At 60.4% G+C, this 18,209-nt stretch carries 14 protein-coding genes and 4 pseudogenes; 9 read left to right on the top strand and 9 right to left on the bottom strand.

Going from position 1 to position 18,209, the window contains the following annotated elements; all coding sequences use genetic code 11:
* The first annotated feature begins 324 nt into the window (after window positions 1–324).
* The 6 genes from DM992_RS42570 to DM992_RS40690 all read left to right on the top strand — a co-directional run bounded on the left by DM992_RS42570 (window position 325) and on the right by DM992_RS40690 (window position 5,952).
* Complete coding sequence (locus tag DM992_RS42570) at window positions 325–429, top strand: potassium ABC transporter ATPase (RefSeq protein WP_204356225.1); 105 nt, start codon at window positions 325–327, stop codon at window positions 427–429.
* Window positions 429–521: a K(+)-transporting ATPase subunit F gene (gene kdpF / locus DM992_RS40670; protein WP_063597840.1), complete on the top strand. Its 93-nt coding sequence runs from the start codon at window positions 429–431 to the stop codon at window positions 519–521. The genes DM992_RS42570 and kdpF overlap by 1 nt, the downstream gene beginning before the upstream one ends.
* Window positions 518–2,326, top strand: a complete 1,809-nt coding sequence (gene kdpA / locus DM992_RS40675; protein ID WP_111021846.1) for a potassium-transporting ATPase subunit KdpA — start codon at window positions 518–520, stop codon at window positions 2,324–2,326. Before kdpF ends, kdpA begins: the two co-directional genes overlap by 4 nt.
* A 46-nt stretch (window positions 2,327–2,372) precedes the next feature.
* On the top strand, window positions 2,373–4,478 hold the full coding sequence (kdpB, locus tag DM992_RS40680) for a potassium-transporting ATPase subunit KdpB (RefSeq protein WP_275427589.1): 2,106 nt from the start codon (window positions 2,373–2,375) through the stop codon (window positions 4,476–4,478).
* Between the two features lie 15 nt (window positions 4,479–4,493).
* Complete coding sequence (gene kdpC / locus DM992_RS40685; protein ID WP_111021848.1) at window positions 4,494–5,075, top strand: potassium-transporting ATPase subunit KdpC; 582 nt, start codon at window positions 4,494–4,496, stop codon at window positions 5,073–5,075.
* 130 nt (window positions 5,076–5,205) lie between these two features.
* The gene (locus DM992_RS40690) at window positions 5,206–5,952 is read left to right on the top strand and encodes a response regulator (RefSeq protein WP_111022001.1); all 747 of its coding nucleotides are present in this window, start codon (window positions 5,206–5,208) and stop codon (window positions 5,950–5,952) included.
* A 9-nt stretch (window positions 5,953–5,961) separates the two neighbouring features.
* Here DM992_RS40690 and DM992_RS40695 read toward each other — a convergent pair.
* Window positions 5,962–6,321, bottom strand: a pseudogene (locus DM992_RS40695) (transposase); the annotation flags it as partial.
* 219 nt (window positions 6,322–6,540) lie between these two features.
* Here DM992_RS40695 and DM992_RS40700 point away from each other — a divergent pair.
* Window positions 6,541–7,563 carry an IS110 family transposase gene (locus DM992_RS40700; protein ID WP_111021849.1) on the top strand — a complete coding sequence of 341 codons (1,023 nt, stop codon included), beginning with the start codon at window positions 6,541–6,543 and terminating at the stop codon, window positions 7,561–7,563.
* A gap of 378 nt (window positions 7,564–7,941) precedes the next feature.
* Here the strand turns inward: DM992_RS40700 and DM992_RS40705 are convergent.
* The 3 genes and pseudogenes from DM992_RS40705 to DM992_RS40715 form a co-directional block, all read right to left on the bottom strand.
* Window positions 7,942–8,166: pseudogene (locus DM992_RS40705) on the bottom strand (transposase); the annotation flags it as partial.
* A 30-nt stretch (window positions 8,167–8,196) separates the two neighbouring features.
* Window positions 8,197–9,296, bottom strand: a protein-coding gene (locus DM992_RS40710) for an IS3 family transposase (protein WP_111021850.1) whose coding sequence is annotated in 2 segments (ribosomal slippage) — window positions 8,197–9,044 and window positions 9,044–9,296 — 1,101 coding nt in all. Because the reading frame shifts where the segments join, the coding sequence is not laid out codon by codon here.
* A gap of 18 nt (window positions 9,297–9,314) precedes the next feature.
* Window positions 9,315–10,402 (bottom strand): IS3 family transposase gene (locus DM992_RS40715; protein WP_111021851.1). Its coding sequence is split into 2 segments (ribosomal slippage): window positions 9,315–10,141 and window positions 10,141–10,402, totalling 1,089 coding nucleotides; the frame shifts between segments, so codons are not numbered across the junction.
* 71 nt (window positions 10,403–10,473) lie between these two features.
* On the opposite strand from DM992_RS40715, the pseudogene DM992_RS40720 reads away from it, so the two are divergent.
* A pseudogene (locus tag DM992_RS40720) lies at window positions 10,474–11,040 on the top strand (IS110 family transposase); the annotation flags it as partial.
* Window positions 11,041–11,055: 15 nt separating this feature from the next.
* On the opposite strand, the gene DM992_RS40725 reads toward DM992_RS40720, so the two are convergent.
* A complete protein-coding gene (locus DM992_RS40725; protein ID WP_111021852.1) occupies window positions 11,056–12,075 on the bottom strand; it encodes an IS30 family transposase in 1,020 nt (339 codons plus the stop codon).
* A gap of 52 nt (window positions 12,076–12,127) precedes the next feature.
* Between DM992_RS40725 and DM992_RS40730 the strand changes: the two are divergent.
* Window positions 12,128–12,487, top strand: a pseudogene (locus DM992_RS40730) (transposase); the annotation flags it as partial.
* 237 nt (window positions 12,488–12,724) lie between these two features.
* Here the strand turns inward: DM992_RS40730 and DM992_RS40740 are convergent.
* The 4 genes from DM992_RS40740 to DM992_RS40755 form a co-directional block, all read right to left on the bottom strand.
* Window positions 12,725–13,246: a hypothetical protein gene (locus tag DM992_RS40740; protein ID WP_204356226.1), complete on the bottom strand. Its 522-nt coding sequence runs from the start codon at window positions 13,244–13,246 to the stop codon at window positions 12,725–12,727.
* 14 nt (window positions 13,247–13,260) lie between these two features.
* Complete coding sequence (locus DM992_RS40745) at window positions 13,261–14,115, bottom strand: peptidylprolyl isomerase (RefSeq protein WP_111021854.1); 855 nt, start codon at window positions 14,113–14,115, stop codon at window positions 13,261–13,263.
* 90 nt (window positions 14,116–14,205) lie between these two features.
* The gene (locus tag DM992_RS40750) at window positions 14,206–15,993 is read right to left on the bottom strand and encodes a ShlB/FhaC/HecB family hemolysin secretion/activation protein (protein WP_111021855.1); all 1,788 of its coding nucleotides are present in this window, start codon (window positions 15,991–15,993) and stop codon (window positions 14,206–14,208) included.
* Window positions 15,994–16,117: 124 nt separating this feature from the next.
* Window positions 16,118–18,202: a filamentous hemagglutinin N-terminal domain-containing protein gene (locus DM992_RS40755; protein ID WP_111021856.1), complete on the bottom strand. Its 2,085-nt coding sequence runs from the start codon at window positions 18,200–18,202 to the stop codon at window positions 16,118–16,120.
* Between the last annotated feature and the right edge of the window lie 7 nt (window positions 18,203–18,209).

The raw sequence follows: 18,209 nt of genomic DNA on the forward strand, positions 1-18,209 counted from the left end.
CGTCACCCGCCCCCGATTTTCCTCCCGCAAACCGTCAGTTGACTCAAGTCAATCGGTCATATGAGCCGACATCTAACCTGATGCTAGCCAGTCATCACGCTTTGCCCCGGTATCCGATGCGTCGGCAAGCATTGCGAGGCTTGCTTCGCATCTAGAAGACGCACGCGGCTCGTCGCGATACGTGCCAAGTGTGTCCGCCGCCGAGGCAACGTCGCGGCATCCGCTGTATACAAAGTTTTTACGCTTTCGCGAGAGCCCTTACCGCAAAGTTTACTGTGGTCTACATACGCTGGATCTAGTGGAAGTCCAACCGGAGGCACGCTCATGGATCTCCTTTACCTGATCGGCATCGGCGCCTTTGCCGGCCTGATCGCCACGATGGTTACCGGTTGCGACAAACTCCGCCGCGTAAAGGGAGGCCGGCCATGATCCCGTGGATGATGTGGCTCGCTGGAGCATCGACGTTCATTCTCTTCGCCTATCTCCTTTATGCGCTGCTGCGCGCGGAGGATCTCGAATGAACCTCAACAATCTGTTCCAGACCGCACTCTACATTGTCATTTTGACTGCGCTCGCACTGCCGCTCGGCCGTTACATCGCGAACGTGCTCGATGGCTCGTCCGTCGTCGTCCGGCGTATCGGCCGCCCTGTCGAATCGTTGCTGTTCAGGCTCGCGGGTGTCGATCCCAGCGCCGAGATGTCATGGAAACAATATGCGCTCGCGGTGCTCGTCTTCAACGCGCTCGGCGTTCTCGTCGTCTATGGCGTGCTGCGCTTGCAGCAATGGTTGCCGGGCAATCCGCAGGGATTCGGTCCGATGACGCCCGATGCCGCATTCAACACGGCAGTCAGCTTCGTGACCAACACCAACTGGCAGGATTACACGCCTGAGCAGGCCGTCAGTTACTTGACGCAAATGACGGGCCTGACCGTACAGAACTTCTTTTCCGCCGCGACCGGCATTGCAGTCGTGATCGCGCTGATCCGGGGTTTCGCGCGTCATTCGGCGAAGACGATCGGCAATTTCTGGGTGGACCTGACACGCATCACGCTGTATATCCTGATGCCGATCGCGACCGTCGTCGCGCTGGTGCTCGTGAGTCAGGGTGCGATTCAGAACTACCTTGCTTATGTCGACGTCCCGACGCTGCAGGTCACGACCTATCAGGTGCCGAAAACGGATGCACAGGGTAACCCGGTGAAGGATGCGAAGGGCAACCCGGTGATGGTCGAGCAGAAGGCCGACAAGCAGACGATCGCGATGGGACCGGCGGCCTCGCAGGAAGCGATCAAGATGCTCGGCACCAACGGCGGCGGTTTCTTCAATGCGAACTCTGCGCATCCGTATGAGAACCCGACACCGTTTGCCAACTTCGTGCAAATGATCGCGATGTTGGTGATCCCCGCCGCGCTATGCATCGTCTTCGGCAGGGTGGTCGGTGACGCTCGCCAGGGCTATGCGATCCTCGCGGCGATGACGATTGCGTTCGCGGTCGCCTGCTGGGGCGAGATTTCCGCCGAGCAGGCCGGCAACCCCGTGTTCACGACGCTGCACGTCGATCAGAGTGCGACTGCCAGCCAGGACGGCGGCAACATGGAGGGCAAGGAAACGCGCTTCGGTATCGCGCAGTCGGGGATCTTCACCGTCGCGACGACTTCCGCCTCCTGTGGCGCGGTCAACAACATGCATGACTCATTGACGCCGATGGGCGGACTCGTGCCGCTGTTGCTTATCGAGTTGGGCGAAGTGATCTACGGTGGCGTCGGCTCCGGCCTGTACGGGATGCTCGTGTTCGCGCTGCTCGCGGTGTTCGTCGCCGGGCTGATGATCGGGCGCACCCCAGAATACGTGGGCAAGAAGATCGAGTCGTATGAGATGAAGATGGTGTCGATTGCGGTTCTGCTGACGCCCCTTCTCGTGCTAGTCGGCGCGTCGGTCGCGGTGCTGTCGGCGGCAGGCGTCGCGGGCATCGCGAACCCCGGGCCGCACGGCTTTTCGGAGATCCTGTACGCATACAGCTCCGCTGCGAATAACAACGGTAGCGCTTTCGCTGGTCTGTCAGTCAATACACCGTTCTACAACGTAACGCTTGCGATCGTCATGTGGCTCGGCCGGCTCGGCACGATCGTGCCAGTGCTCGCGATCGCGGGATCACTTGCAGATAAGAAGCGCCTTGCCGTAACGGCCGGTACGTTGCCGACCCACGGGCCGTTGTTTGTGGTGTTGCTGCTCGGGACCGTGGTGCTGGTTGGCGCGTTGACCTATGTGCCTGCACTGGCGCTCGGGCCGATGGTCGAGCACTTGATGATGATTGCAGGTCACTGATGTCCTTGATGGCGAGGCAAGCATGACTTCCCATACCGAACCTCCGATGCATCGTCCGGACAATCTTGGCCATACCCGTATCGCGGCACGGTCGATGTTCGATCCGGCCATCGTGCGGCCGGCGCTGATTGATTCATTCCGCAAGCTCGCGCCTCGCACGCAACTGCGTAATCCAGTGATGTTCTGCGTGTACGTCGGCAGCATCCTGACGACGATCCTCTGGTTTGCCGCGTTGCGCGGCGAGGCGGAGGCGCCTGCAGGCTTCATTGTCGCGATCGCGCTGTGGCTGTGGTTCACCGTGCTGTTCGCGAATTTCGCGGAGGCGCTCGCCGAAGGGCGCTCGAAGGCGCAAGCCGCGTCGCTGCGCGCGGCGCGTCACGATGTAATGGCGAAGAAACTGGAGGATGCACATCCGAAATCGCCGGTTCGCATCATGACGGCGAGCGACCTTCGTCGGGATGACATCGTTCTGGTCGAAACCGGAGACACGATCCCGGCTGACGGCGAGGTGATCGAAGGCGTCGCGTCGGTTGACGAGTCGGCGATCACGGGCGAATCCGCGCCGGTGATTCGCGAATCGGGCGGCGACTTTTCGTCGGTGACAGGCGGCACGCGCGTGCTGTCCGACTGGATCGTCGTCCGAGTCACGGCGAACCCCGGCGAAGCGTTCCTGGACCGGATGATCGCGATGGTCGAGGGCGCGAAGCGTCAGAAGACACCGAACGAGATTGCACTGACAATCCTGCTCGTCGCACTGACGATCGTACTGTTGCTGGCGACCGCAACATTGCTGCCGTTCTCGATCTCCTCCGTCGCGGCTGTGAAGGCTGGGCATGCCGTCACGATCACCGCGCTCGTTGCGCTGCTCGTGTGCCTGATCCCGACGACAATCGGTGGCCTGCTGTCGGCAATCGGTGTCGCCGGGATGAGCAGGATGATGCAGGCAAACGTGATTGCGACATCAGGCCGCGCGGTGGAGGCGGCCGGCGACGTCGATGTGCTGCTGCTCGACAAGACCGGCACGATTACGCTCGGCAACCGCCAGGCTTCCGCTTTCTTCCCGGTGATGAACGTGACTGAAGATGCTCTTGCCGATGCGGCACAACTGGCGTCGCTGTCTGACGAGACGCCGGAAGGTCGGAGCATTGTTGTCCTGGCGAAACAACGATTCAATATTCGCGAACGCGACATGGCTGCTCTTCATCCAACCTTTCTCGCGTTCAGTGCGCAATCCCGCATGAGTGGAGTTGATCTGCCGGATCGAGAAATTCGCAAGGGCGCGGCCGATGCGATCAAGCACCACGTCGAGTCGCGCGGTGGTCGCTTTCCGGCAGAAATGGACCAGATCGTCAATGACATTGCGAGACGCGGCAGCACTCCGCTCGTTGTGTCGGAACTGCACAACGGGCTCGCGCGCGTGCTCGGGGCGATCGAGCTAAAGGACATCGTGAAAGGCAACATCAAGGAACGCTTCGCCGAACTTCGCAAGATGGGCATCAAGACCATCATGGTCACTGGCGACAATCGCTTGACTGCGGCGACGATTGCCGCGGAGGCCGGCGTTGACGACTTTCTTGCCGAAGCGACGCCCGAGACGAAACTGACGACGATTCGGACGCATCAGGCCGAGGGGCGACTGGTCGCGATGACAGGCGATGGCACAAACGATGCCCCCGCACTCGCACAAGCCGATGTCGCCGTAGCGATGAACACCGGCACACAGGCAGCGAAGGAAGCGGGCAACATGGTCGACCTCGATTCGAATCCGACCAAGCTGATCGAGGTGGTCGAGATCGGCAAGCAGATGTTGATGACGCGAGGCTCGCTGACGACCTTCTCGATCGCCAACGACGTCGCGAAGTATTTCGCGATCATTCCGGCGGCCTTCGCGACGACATACCCGCAGTTGCGGGTGCTCGACGTGATGCACCTGACGTCGCCGTCTTCGGCGATTTTGTCGGCCGTCATTTTCAATGCGCTGATCATCGTTGCGCTGATTCCGCTCGCGCTCAAGGGCGTGAAGTATCGTCCGCTCGGCGCGGCGGCGCTGCTGCGCCGCAACTTGTTGGTCTATGGGTTGGGCGGCATTCTGCTGCCGTTTCCGTTCATCAAACTGATCGATATGGCCCTGAGTGCATTTGGCTGGGCATGACTGTAGAGGTCCATTGTGAAAACAGTGCTTCGTCCCGTGCTTGCGTTGTTTATCGCCTTGACCGTGATCACTGGCGGGATCTATCCGCTGATCGTGACCTCGATCGGTCAAGCCGTATTTCCGTGGCAGGCTAATGGGAGTCTGCTGATAAAGGGTGGTAAGGCCATCGGTTCGGCGGTGATCGGGCAGCAATTCGATGCGCCGCATTATTTCTGGGGACGGCTATCCGCCACGTCGCCGAATCCCTACAACGCGCAGGGGTCCGGCGGATCGAACCTCGGCCCGACGAATCCTGCACTTGCGGATGAGGTGAAAGGCCGCATCGACGCGCTGAAAGCCGCCGGCACCGACCTGTCGAAGCCCGTGCCAGTTGATCTCGTGACGTCGTCCGGCAGTGGCCTCGATCCGGAGATCACCCCGGCTGCTGCGGCTTACCAAGCAGAGCGGGTCGCCAAAGCGCGCGGTCTGGCCGTCGAGCAGGTGAACCAACTGATCGCCGCAAACACGTCTGGGCGCCAACTCGGTGTCTTGGGTGAAGCGCGTGTCAACGTACTCAGGCTGAACCTCGCACTCGACGAGATGAAGCCGATGCGTTGATGACGTGGCTACCCCTGCGGCAGACATCACATCATGATGCCGCGTCGGGCTGGACCGGGACGACGGCATGACCGCGAGCATTGCGGACGTGCGTGTCGTCCGCCTGCACGAAACAATCGATTCGGCAAAGATGCGAAGCCCCATTACCACTGTTGTGCTCATCGACGACGATGCATGCATCCGCCATTTCGTGCGCGCATCACTCATGGACGAGGGCATGGCTGTCTTCGAAGCCGCTACGGGCATGCAAGGGTTGTCGGAGGCCGCGACCCGGCGCCCCGATTTGCTGATCGTCGACGTCCACTTGCCGGACATCGATGGCGTAGATTTAATTCGGGAGATTCGTCGCTGGTCCACCTCGCCACTGATTGTTCTGTCGTCCATGGACCGGGAAGCGGATAAAGTTGCCGCGTTGAATGCCGGTGCTGACGACTATCTCACGAAGCCGTTTGGACTGCCCGAGTTGGTGGCACGTATCCATGCCCACTTGCGAAGGCAGGCCCGCGACGAGGCCACCGGGGCTACGACGATTTGTTTTGGCAGCATTGCGGTGGACCTTGGCGAGCGAAGAGTGACACGCGAAGGCCGGCCGGTTCATTTGAGCCGAATCGAATATCGTCTACTGGCTGAACTTGCTCGGCATACAAATCAATTGATGATGCACGACGAGTTGCTTCGGGCGGTGTGGGGACCGGCGCATGCCAGGGATCAGCACTATTTGCGAGTTTATGTCGGGCATTTGCGGCAAAAGCTGGAACGTGATCCAACTCATCCCGAGCACATCATGACGGAGGCCGGTACGGGATATCGTCTCGTCGTATGCGGTCCACGAACGACGCCCCTCAGAGAAGGTGGCGGAGTGTGTGAGGCGTGGTAACGCTGCGGGTCAGCGGAGCTCGGCAGGCATCTTACAGGGCAGCAGCGCGTCGTAATCGTCGACGGTCTTCGCCAGGGGCAGGCGCTGGAACAGCCAGGTGAGGTATCGGTACGGATCGATGCCATTGGCCTTCACCGATTCGACCAAGGTATAGAGGTTGGCGCTCGCGTTTGCACCATCGACGGTGTCGGAGAACAACCAGCCGCGGCGCCCGACGCAGAACGGGCGAATCGTGTTTTCGCAGGGATTGTTCGAGATGGGCCAGTCGCCATTCTCGAGGTAGCGGATCAACTTCGGCCATTGCGCGCGCAAGTAGGTCAGTCACTTGCCGAGCAGGCTTTTCGGTACGACGCCGGACGACTGCTCGAGGTATCCGCATTTCGCGGTTAATTTGTCATTGTCCGGCGCAACGATGTGATAGAGATGCTGAGGGAGACGAGTGGCTCAGAACGGCCGAGATGGAATGGACACCGCCCTCCCTTCGGAGACGCAGGGTTCGGCAGGAAAGCGGAGGCCCTCCAGAACCGAACGGCATCAATGTGCCAGAGTGGAGTTTCGACACGTCCACTTGAGGAACGGAGGGCCCAAATGAATGCTACGACATACGGACTGGATGTTGCAAAGCACGTGTTCCAGATGTACTGGGTCGACGTTCAAACCGGCGAGATAGCCAATCGACGCTTTCGACGCGACGAGCTGATCGCGTTTCTCGCGCAGCGGCCCGCGGGCCGAGTGGCGCTCGAAGCATGCGGCAGCGCGCACTGGTGGGCCCGCAAGATCAAGGCGCTCGGGCACGAGGTGGTGCTGTTACATGCGAAGTTCATCCGACCGTTCGTCCAGACGAACAAGACTGACGCGGCGGATGCGCGGGCAATCTGGACGGCAGTACAGCAGCCGGGGATGCGAGCCGTCGCGGCAAAGACAGAAGACCAGCAAGCGATGCTCGGTCTTCACCGGATGCGCTCCCTGCTGATCAAGTTCCGCACCATGCAAGTGAATCAGTTGCGAGGCCTCCTCTACGAGTTTGGTGTGTCATTCCGGGCAGGACGCGCGGCCGGTCTCACCGAGATGCGGGCCCGCATGGCAGAGCTCGAGGACGTGCTGCCGGGATCCATGTTCAGCAGTCTGCACGACCAGTTGAGACGCATCGACGGAATCGAGCAGGATATCGACCAGCTTGAGAAGCGGATAAGCGGTTGGCACAAGCAGGAAGCCGCGTGCCAGGCAATCGCGGCCGTGCCAGGGATCGGCAGGCTCACCGCGACCGCGCTGGTCGCCACGATCGGGGATGCAAAAACATTCAGATCTGGCCGTGAGTTTGCGTCCTTTCTCGGGCTGGTGCCCAGGCAGAGTGGTACCGGTGGCAAGGTCTGGCTGGGAGGAATATCGAAGCGGGGTGATCCGTATCTGCGTACGCTGCTGATCCACGGCGCGCGCTCGGTGATGTATCACGCGAAAGCACCCACTGCATGGCAAAAATCGATCCAGGAGCGACGGCCAGCGAACGTCGCGGCAATCGCCCTCGCCAACAAGATGGCACGAACAGCGTGGGCCATCCTGGCCCACGGCAGCGCATATGAGAAGAATCACGTGAACGTGAAACCTGCCTAGCAGACAGGCAATAGACGTCGAAGTGCAGTATCAATAGGTTGCTGAGGTTGATTGACACGTGATGGCGAAACAGGTCGGACCGCAGGAACATGAACCTGAACACAGCCTTGCGCTCAAAAGTGCGTGGCCGAGATGAGGATGTTCCCGGCGTATTCCATCAGGGCCCGCGGGCTTCGGCTTGCACGAAAGGCCGGATATAAGACCGCAGCCGATACCTCGTTTGAACGTCACATGAAGATCAATCTGGCAAACCGGGCGGTGTCCATATAAGGCTGTGTAAAAACAGCATCGTCGGGTACTAGAGCACCGACGTCAGGGGGTGCTCCTGTGTTCAGCGTCAGTTGAACGTACGTCGGTTAGCGGTGCCAACGCGCGGACTCACGCGCCGACCAACTTCATCGCACCCATCGCTTTTTCGAACCCGAGGATCTTGATGACGCGCTTGAAGTTGTAGGCCAGGACGTGCAAGCTCATTTCAGTCGCGACGCGACCAATGGTACGTGTCTGGAAGTGCGTCGATCCCATCCAATGCTTTAAGGTGCCGAACACATGTTCGACGGTCCGGCGACGTATCGTCATCGCGTTTGGCTGACGATCTAGCCGCTGTGACCTGCGGCGAGATTTTGTAGCCAATCAGGCAGTGAGTCTCGCGTCGATATTATCGGAATCCAGCCAGGCTCGACGGACCGTGGCGGGAGGTTGATAGCGATGCGCGCTATGGGGCCGGCGCTCGTTGTAAAACTGCCGCCAGCGTTCGATGAGTACCTTGGCCTCCGCACGGCTGCGGAACCACTCCCGGTTCAGCAATTCGTCACGCAGCTTGCCGTTAAAGCTCTCGACGAACCCGTTTTGCCACGGACTGCCAGGCGCGATGAAGGCCGGACCAATTGCCGCGTCTCGCAGCCAGCGCATGACCTTGGCAGCGGTAAATTCGGCGCCGTTGTCAGACCGAACAAACGCGGGCTTGCCGTACAGCCGCATCAGGCGCGACAGCGTCAGGATCACATCCTGCGACCGCAGGCCGGCGCCGACTTCGATCGCAAGGCACTCGCGGGTGTATTCATCGATCACGCAGAGCATCTTCAACGCCCGCCCATCCACCAACTGGTCGTGCACAAAGTCGTAGCTCCATACCGAATTGGGCTGCGTCGCACCGGGCAGGCGAATGTCGTTGCCACAACGACGACGGCGCGGACGCCGCCGAGGAATGTTGAGCTGCAAGGCTCGCCACATTCGCCGCACGCGCGACTCGCCCATCGCCAGCCAGGCCGACATCCGCCGGTAGCCGAAGCGCGGCACTTCCTGCGCGGCCACCATCAGTTGCTCGCCCAGGCTCCGATCCTTCTCCGGTTGCTTGAGCGTATAGGTGGCCACCCGGCGACTCAGCCCCAGATAGCGACATGCCTTGCGTTGCGAGAGACCCCGCCGAGTCAGGACTTCCAGCGCTTCGCGCCGGCCCGTTGGGGTACTCATTTTTTTCGGCTGAATTCCTTCAGACCGTCGATCACCAGCATCTGCTCGGCGATCAGGCGCTTGAGCCGATCGTTCTCTGATTCCAGATCCTTGAGCCGGCGGGCGTCGGCCACATCCATGCCGCCGAACTTGTTGCGCCAACGATAGAACGTCTGTTCCGAGATGTTGTGGCGCTTGCACAGATCCTTCACCGGCTCGTCCCGGCTCTCGGCCTCGCGCAAGATGCGGATGATTTGCTCGGTAATCCCCCCGTTTTCCACGGGGTTCAGAAGTAGAAACTAAGCGGCCATGGCCAGCCGCTGCTTTGGCGTAAATCCGCCCAGGGCCATGTTCGGGCGGTCATGATTGTAAGTCCACATCCAATCGGTCGCGAAGCGCTGCACATGGTCCAAGTCTTCCCAGTGGTACTGCGACAGCCATTCGTACCGCACGGTCCGGTTGAATCGTTCGACATACGCGTTCTGCTGCGGCTTGCCCGGCTGAATGTAGTCGAGCCTGATGCCGTACTGTCGGGCCCATTCGATGATCGCCCCGCTCAGGTACTCGGGCCCGTTATCGCACCGAATCGCTTTGGGTCTGCCGCGCCAACCGATGATCTGCCGCAGCGCACGGATCACGCGTTCCGATGGCAATGAGAAGTCGATCTCGATGCCGAGTGCCTCGCGGTTGAAGTCGTCGATCACGTTGAACAGCCGGATGCTGCGTCCGTCGGCCAGTTGGTCGTGCATGAAGTCCATCGACCAGACCTGGTTGACGGCACGCGGCACCGCCAGCGGCTCTGGTACCTGCCTGACCAGTCGCTTGCGCGGCTTGATCCGCAGGTTCAGTTCCAGTTCGCGATAGATCCGGTACACGCGCTTGTGATTCCAGCCGAAGCCCTTCACGTTGCGCAGGTACAGGAAGCACAGCCCAAAGCCCCAGTTCCGATGGTTGTCCGTCAGGCGCAGCAGCCAGTTCGCAATCTCGTCGTTCTCGGCGCTGCGCCGACCGACGTATCGATAACAGGCCTGGCTGATCCCCAATGCCTCACATGCCAGCCGGATCGATATGCCCCGGCTGGACACGGCATGCATGGCCATCTCACGCCGGCGAGATGGCCTCAGTCTTTTTTTGCGAGCGCCTCCGCCACGATCTCGGCCTTGATCTTCTCCTCAACGTACATCTTGCGCAGCCGGGCATTCTCGGCCTCCAACTCCTTCATCCGCGCGATCAGCGAGACGTCCATGCCGCCGTACTTCGAGCGCCATTTGTAGAACGTTGCCGTGCTGATGCCCAGTTCCCGGCACAGGTCCGGCACCGACAGCCCCGACTCCACGCGCTTGAGCGCGTCCATGATCTGGCTGTCCGTGAATCTCGATTTTTTCATGCTGTAGAACTCCCTCAACGAGAAAATTCTACTTCTGATCACACCGGTTTTTCGGGGGGATTACCAAAGCGAGTCGTAAGCAACTGTTCGAGTTCTTTGCAACGCTTCAAGCCTGCACTGTTGTCATGGAGGCCTGTGCCGGAGCTCACTATATGGCTCGCAAGCTTGCCGCGTTCGGACATCAGGTCAAGCTCATCTCGCCACAGTTCGTACGTCCTTTCGTGAAGAGCAACAAAAGCGACTTCATCGACGCTGAGGCAATCTGTGAAGCCGCGACGCGACCATCCATGCGATTCGTTTCACCGAAGACCGAGACACAGCAGTCCCTGTCCGCACTTCACCGTGTACGGGAATCATTGATTCGAGACCGTACCAAAGCCACGAACCAGATTCATGGCTTCCTCCTCGAATTCGGTATCAGCCTCCCTATCGGCAAGGTGGTTATAGCCCGCTTGCCGGCCGTTCTAGCAGAGCATCCGCTCCCTTCACGTATCGTTACCACGTTAGAACGGCTTCATCGGCATTTCAAATATCTCAGCGAAGAGATCGCCGCCATCGAGAAGGAGATCACGCAACAGCTCGCGGAAGACGACCTCGGGCAGCGACTGTTGAGTATCCCTGGCGTAGGCCCTATCACAGGGCGGTCTCAAGAATCAAGTGCAACGTTTAGCCAACCCGGTGGCAGCTAATTCCATCGCCATGGCCTCTTCGGGGGTTTTCCAGTTGAGGGTTTGACGAGGGCGTCCGTTCATCAGCTTGGCAATATCGTTCAACTGCATCTGGGTCACGCCTGACAGGTCCATTCCTTTGGGTAGAAACTGGCGCAGCAGGCCGTTGGTATTTTCGTTGCTGCCTCGTTGCCAAGGCGCGTAGGGATCCGCGAACCAGATATCCAGATTCAATCGTTCAGCCAGCTCGACATGACAGGTCATTTCCGATCCGCGATCGTAGGTCAGGCTTTCCCGCAGAAAGGCCGGCAGCTTCTTCATCTGGCGCGTGAAGCCTTCCAGTGCATCCTCGGCCGTGCAGCCATCCATGCGGCACAGCACCACGAAGCGCGTCTTGCGCTCGACCAGTGTGCCGACGCAGGAACGATTGAAGGCCCCCTTGATGAGATCGCCTTCCCAATGACCGGGCCATTGGCGCGTTTCGATTGCCTCGGGCCGATGGACGATGCGAAGTTCTTCCGGCACAAAGCTCTTGCGGGCCAGCGTCTTGCGTGCGTTGCCACGCACCGGTTTCTCCTGACGCAGGGCCTCAATCATGGTCTGCTTCAAGCCGCCGCGGGGATGGGTATAAATCGCCGCGTAGATCGTTTCGTGGCTGACGCGTTGCTCGGGGTTGTCTGGATGCATCTCGCGAAGTCTCGCAGCAATTTGCTGCGGCGACCAGCACCGATAAACCAGATCGTGATGCACCCGCCAGTACAGCGTGCTTCCTGCTGCCAGTTTCGCCTGACGCCGACTTCGCTCGCGGCGCGTCCGATAGGCTCTGGCCGCGCTTGTGGCGTCATAGCAGCGAGGCGCTTCCGTACGATTGCGCGCCAGTTCTCGTGTGATCGTCGACGCGCTGCGGCCAAGCAGCCTTGCAATCGCCCTGACGCTCGTGTTCCGGGCCTTCTCGATCATGATCACCGCACGCTCTTCGGCGCTCAGATGCTTGTAATTCGTCATCGCAACACCCTATCTCATCAAAGGTGTTGCACTTGAAGCTAGAGTCTAAGCAGCCAGTGTTCTAGCCGCGGAGATGGGGGATGGAAAGCAATACGGCTGTAGCCGAGATTTCGCAGCATCCGTCGGCCTCGTGCCACGACAGTACAGCACGGGAGGCAAGGCAAATCTATTAGGCATCAGCAAGAGAGGCGACAAAAACATCCGACGTCTGCTGGTGCAGTGCGCCCGAGCATATATGCAACGACTGGAGAAGCAAACTGGCGCTCTTGCCGACTGGGTTCGAGCCATGTTGACTCGACGACACTCAAATGTTGTGGCTTGTGCGCTCGCAAACAAGTTCGCTCGTACAGCCTGGGCACTCGCAGCACACCACACAACCTTCAATGCACGAGGGGCCGCTTTGCCATGCTGAGAGCCAAACATTACCTATCGTTCTAGCGACAGCACTAACAACCCATCTGGTTTTGCGACAGCTGAAAGTTGATGACGTGAACGGCACAACGGCCTGATGGTAAACCTGACAGCAAAACTGGCTTTCCAAGCCGAGGGAGTTTTAAGGTCCATCGGGCGCGATTCTCATCATGGCGCGAGGAGCGTTCCTCTCAACGACGCCGGATAGATTTAGGCAAACCGACCACGACATCGTCGATCAGGGTTGCAAAAACGGGGGTGACCATAGATTTTGCTGACGTCGACGCAAAACTGCAGTCGGTTGCTTCCGATCGTTGTTCAGTCGACTCCCCGGTAATGGAGAGTATTTGGGGGAATTGGCAAAACGACCGAGTTTGTCCCATGCCTGAACGTAGCGGTATTTCGGAACGCTGGCGACGAGTACGTCCATTTTCAACAGCAACTGCTCGATCATGGACAAGCGCTCGTTGGGTACGTTCCACTCCTGCCCGCTGGCCGCGGAATCGATGCTCTGTTGCAGCACCGACTCCGCCCCGAGAAAAAGCTCCAAGTCGGTGTCCGATACATCGGGCTCGACCAGAAAGTACCCCAAATAGAGCACCCTGAGTAACGCGATCATCGTCTCAGGCGTGCCCTGTCCACTTCGGATCGTCGCAAGCGCGAGATGGTTCTCGAGCGAAATGGAACGGACATGGGCCGCCGGCAGCGGCAATAGCTCAGCCTTGCTACGTGGTCGTCGATTCGGGCGCTTTTGCGACATTCGGGTGACTGCACTTATTGTTGAATCGTCGCATTCTTCATCAGTCCACCGACGAAAATCGCCGTCGATTTCTCGATCGCCAGTGCCTGCAACTGCTGCTGAATCGTGGCCTTCGCGGCGTCGAACGACGGCACCTGCGTTGGCCGCTTCGCATCGACCTTTACGATCGCTCGAGGGCTATTTGCATCGTTGCCGAGCGCGATCGATTGAGGCGTCACGCCACCGGCTGGCAATTGTGTGATCGCCTGCGCGACTGCCAGCGGCAGCCCCTGGGTCTTGCCTTCCGTCACCGGCGTCTGGAAGCTCACCCACGGCAACTCACCACCCGCGGCTGCCGTCGGCGCCTGGCTATACTGCCGGGCCAGCGCGTCGAACGACTGGCCCGACTTCAAGCCTGCCAGCACCGTCGCAGCGGTCGCTGCATCTTTCGTCACGATGATCCGCGGTTTGACTTCCTCCTTGCCAAGCGATGCGACGATCTCGTCATAGCGTGCCTTCACCTGCGCATCCGTCACCGGCTCGGGCTTCACGCTATCACGCAGGAACAGTTGCGTCTCAGCGTTGGACTTCGCGATTTGTATCGTCTGCTTCACTTCCGGCTTGTCGCCGTAATTCGCCTTCTCCGCCGCCTGCCGGATCAACACCTGTGCGATCAGCTGGTTCTTGATGGCCTGACGAAGCTGCGGTGTATCCGGCTGGCGCGACGCCTGCAATACGGCATCTACTTCCGCCTTCGTGATCGGCGTGCCATTGACGGTCGCAACAGCGCCTGCCGACAGTGATGAGGATTGCGCCCGCGCCTGAATCGGCAGCGCCAGTTGCCACGCGATCGCTGTCGCGACAAGCAAGCGATTGAACGTCGTCTGCATACTTACTCCAACTTGAATAAAAAGTGCGCAACAACCGAAGCCACCGCGCAAAGTGCCCGCTTCGGGGTGAATCGGGCACGACCAAACTCGCTAATAGAACCAGTTCAAGGTCCCCAGCACCAGCGTCGCCTTGCTCTCTAGCGCCGCGGGTTGCGTCAACGCGCGGCCCACCAGCATCTCGCCCGACCACGACTGCTTGCGCCACTGCCATTGCGCGCGCAGCCCCGCGCCGATGCCCGCCAGCGTCGGAAAGCCCGGCGTCCCGACCAGGCTCGCCTTACCTGCGTCGAGAAACACATACGGCTCGATGCGCGCATCCTTCCAGGTGGGCACGTTGACCCATGCGAGCTCGTTGCGCGCGTAGATGCCGCGGTCACCGGCAATCTCGCCCGACCGGAAGCCCCGGATCGTGTCCATGCCACCCAGATAAAGCTGTTCCGAGCCGAACAACGCCGTATTCGTATACTGCCCACCTAACGCACCCCGATAGACCAGCACCGCACCTTGCAGTTTCGGCAGCGGCAACGTGATCGCCGCAGCCGCATCGAGCTTAGTGAACTGGCTATGCGCTGCGTCGCGCGCAATGCCATGTTCATCGTGATTCGCACCGAACCACGGCAACCCCTGAGAGATCCCGCCGTTGAACGTGAAATTCCCCTGCGCGTCGTTCATCACGAACTTGTGCAGCCAGTTGGCACCGACTCTCAATACGGCGACGCGCTGTGGATCAAGGTCAGCGCCGTTGATGGTCCGATCGGTACGGCGCCATGACAGCGTTGTATCAACGCTCACGATGTCGGCCGCGCTGCGCTGAACCAGATAGTTCCAGCCGAAAATGTGCGAGAGCGTGCGGCCGTAGAGCAACGCCGTCGTACCGATCAACTGCTGATATTCGGAATCGGCGATCGTGTAGCTAAACGTACTGCGTCCGAACGGTATGGCGAACGACCCGACCAGCGCGTTGCTGTCCTGGCTGTCGAGAAAGGTGACGTTGAGCGATTCCTGCAGGCCGAGCAGGTTATCGGCTTCGACGCCAGCCCGATAACGCGTGACACCCGTTGCAGAGCTGCCGTAGTTGTCGATGCCGAGATTGAAATACAGTCGGTCGCCGGGCTTGTTGTTGATCGCGACCACCGAGTCGCCTGCATTCTGTCCCGGCAGGATCTGCACCGCCGCCTGATTCCGGCGTAAGCGATTGATCTGGGAAACGCCCTGATCGATGTCCGACAGCCGGAGCGGATCGCCGGCATCCGTGGGGAATGCGGTCTCGTAACCTGCGTCGGTAAACCATCCGCCGCCTGCTGAGGTTTCATTCGTGTTGAGCCGGTGAATCGGCTTGCCGTTGATCGTGAATGCCTCGATGCGGCCAAGCTGGATCGTGACCTTGAGCACACCGGATGCGAGGTTCTGCGGGCCGAGCAACGCGCGTGTCGTCACGTAGCCAGCCCCGACAAAGGTATCCGTGAGGCGCTTGAGCAGCACGTTGACGCGGTGCGTGCCGAGTTCGTGATCAACGAACAGGCCCGTGATCGCATCGAGTTTCGCACGCGATATGCCGCCGGGCACTTCAAACGGCTTGCCGTCAGCCGTTTGCAGCACAATCTGCCCGACCCGAAACGTCGGGCCGCTTTCGACGATCTCGTCGATCGGCGTGCCGGGAGCAATGTCGAGCGTCGTCGCGGACGGCTGCGGCACCGACACCGAGGCCGGCGGCTGTTCGAGCTGGCGCTCCTGCGCTTGCCGCCGCTGCTGTTCGATGATGAGCTGCGCCGGGTCTTGAACGGGCGGAACTTGTGCCTGAGCGGATTGGCGTGCCAACAGGGATGCAATGCCTAATGTGACCGCAATCGAAAGGCGGGATTTCAGCAGACGGCTCATGCTTAGTTTGTCCTCGCCCATTTCGCGATTGCCGATTCGGGCATAGGCCCCGTCACTTCGATGAAAACCAGCACACAGACGAACGCAAAGGCGACCATTAACGCGATACTGACGACAGACCATTTCATCGCCACCACCACGTCGTTAGGCCCAAGTGCTGGTCGATCGAGACCGGCGTTCTCGACGGTGCCCGAATGGTAGTGATGCCACCCGCGGCCGTGACGCTCTTGCCGCCGCTGAACGAACCGCCGTCGATGACACCGTCGCCGGTGAGCGTGACCTGCCCATTCGCGGCGAAACCGCCACCGACGTCCATCGCAATCAGTTGCGCCCACGTGCTACCGAAGAACGCCTTGAAGCCGCGATCCTGATTGATCGCCGAATAGCCCGTTACGCCCTGCGCGTAAGTGATCGGCGCATCAACCGTGATATCGCCGGTCGCGTAGACGTTGCCGCCAACGTTTCGTGCGACGGTACTGGCCTTGATCGTGAGGTTGTTGATGCTCGAGTCCGCGCCGCCCTGCGGCGTGCCGGCCTGAATCGTGCCGCCGTAGGGCGTGACGTTGCTCGACGCGTTGGCATGGCAAAAGATCCAGCAGCTTCGCGAATAGTTCGCCTGTCCTGAGAACACCGCCGCGTTCGTGAAGGCATTCTGCGCGGTGATCGAGAGATTACCTGCGTCCGCCTTGATGATCCCACCCGAATTCGTGACGTTGCGGCCCGAGATCGTCAACGGCCCGACGCCTGCCTCAATCAACGAAAGTTGATCCGGGCGGCTGACAGTACCGTAGTCGACGCCGACGACGCTCGTCGTGTGTGTGAAAAACAGAAAGCTGCCGCCGCGATCCGAATACGTGGTCGGCTGGCCGCCGTTCGTGCCGCCCGTATGGTCGATCACGTTCAGCACGTCACCAGTCGCCGTGAGGCTCATGCCGTTGTTCGACACGATCCGTGCATTGTCGTTAATGATGTTGCCGCCCGCCGTCAGCGACGCCTTTCCGTTAGCCGCGAACATGACGCCCTGATTGTTCGCGCTCGATCCGTTGAGAATGTCGCCCGCAGCGTTGAGGGTCAAGTCGCCACCGGCCAGTGTGCCGTTGGTCGTCGTGCCCGTCTGAATCACGCTGCCGATGTTCGTGATCGTGCTGCTGCTCGTCAGGCTCATCGCGTTACCCGCGCCGAGCGTCGATGGGCCGGTCGCGTCGTCCGACAGGGCAATCGAGCCAGCCTTAATCGTCGCGTTGTTGCCGGCGCTCACTTGCGCGCCTTGCAACGACACGGCACCGCTCGTCGTGATGGATACATCGGCCGCTTTGATAGAGCCGTTCGGCGACGCCGTCCGGCCGATGGTGATGTCGCCAGTCGATGTGACGACTGCATCGCCCGCGTTCGCGTAGAGGGAGCCGAGACTACGCACGCCAGCGCCCTGATCGGTGACGACCAGTTCGACGCGGCCGGCCGTCAGACCGCCAGCGGCCGTGATGTCGACGGCGAGCGCCTTGCTCGACGCACCGGGCGAGGACATGCCGATCCGCCAGTCGTGGCTGTTGTCAGTCGGCGAGAGTCCGCCGTCCCACGTCGTGACGCTGCTACCGATGGTGCCGCGAATAAAGCCCGGCACGCCGATCGGATTCTTGTAGTCGTTCTCAATCGTTCCGTTCGCGGCCAATTGCTTCGCGATGAGATCGAGGCCGAGCATGGTGCCCGACAAGCCACCCGCACCGATCGTGATCGCACCGCGATCCGTGTTCAAGACAACGTTTCGCTGAATTGTGCCGGGCGCAATTGTCACGTCGGCGAAGCTCACCTGCCCCGTCGACAGCACAACGTGGCCGGTATTCGTGAAGCTCCCGCCGTCGACCGTGATGCCGTTCGGATTCGCCAGGATCACGTTCGCGCGCGGGCCAAGGACATTGATGTTGCCCTGAATCAGCGACGGGTTCGTGCTCGTGACTTGGTTCACGATCGTGCGTGCGCTGATGCCGATGTTGTTCAGGTCCGCACCGGCCTTCGAGACGTTGAACGACGAATAGGTGTTGTTCGAAACGCCACCGATTGCGGGGGCAATGTTGACGGTCTGCCGGCCCGTCGCACTGGTCGAGACGGACGTCGCCGTACCACCGTCGACGCTGATTCCGCCTGCATGAGCGCAGTATGGAAGTGTCGCCCAGGCTGCCAATAGGCTGCGCCCCAGTATGTCATTCAGCATCAATCCC

Source organism: Burkholderia sp. JP2-270, assembly GCF_003233675.1.
In the GTDB taxonomy this organism is placed as follows: domain Bacteria; phylum Pseudomonadota; class Gammaproteobacteria; order Burkholderiales; family Burkholderiaceae; genus Burkholderia; species Burkholderia pyrrocinia_C.

Coding starts and splice junctions, on each gene's coding strand:
- kdpA (WP_111021846.1), top strand. CDS start 518: ATGAACCTCAACAATCTGTTCCAGACCGCACTCTACATTGTCATTTTG.
- DM992_RS42570 (WP_204356225.1), top strand. CDS start 325: ATGGATCTCCTTTACCTGATCGGCATCGGCGCCTTTGCCGGCCTGATC.
- DM992_RS40690 (WP_111022001.1), top strand. CDS start 5,206: ATGCGAAGCCCCATTACCACTGTTGTGCTCATCGACGACGATGCATGC.
- DM992_RS40750 (WP_111021855.1), bottom strand. CDS start 15,993: ATGAGCCGTCTGCTGAAATCCCGCCTTTCGATTGCGGTCACATTAGGC.
- DM992_RS40740 (WP_204356226.1), bottom strand. CDS start 13,246: ATGTCGCAAAAGCGCCCGAATCGACGACCACGTAGCAAGGCTGAGCTA.
- DM992_RS40700 (WP_111021849.1), top strand. CDS start 6,541: ATGAATGCTACGACATACGGACTGGATGTTGCAAAGCACGTGTTCCAG.
- kdpB (WP_275427589.1), top strand. CDS start 2,373: ATGCATCGTCCGGACAATCTTGGCCATACCCGTATCGCGGCACGGTCG.
- DM992_RS40755 (WP_111021856.1), bottom strand. CDS start 18,202: ATGCTGAATGACATACTGGGGCGCAGCCTATTGGCAGCCTGGGCGACA.
- DM992_RS40725 (WP_111021852.1), bottom strand. CDS start 12,075: ATGACGAATTACAAGCATCTGAGCGCCGAAGAGCGTGCGGTGATCATG.
- DM992_RS40745 (WP_111021854.1), bottom strand. CDS start 14,115: ATGCAGACGACGTTCAATCGCTTGCTTGTCGCGACAGCGATCGCGTGG.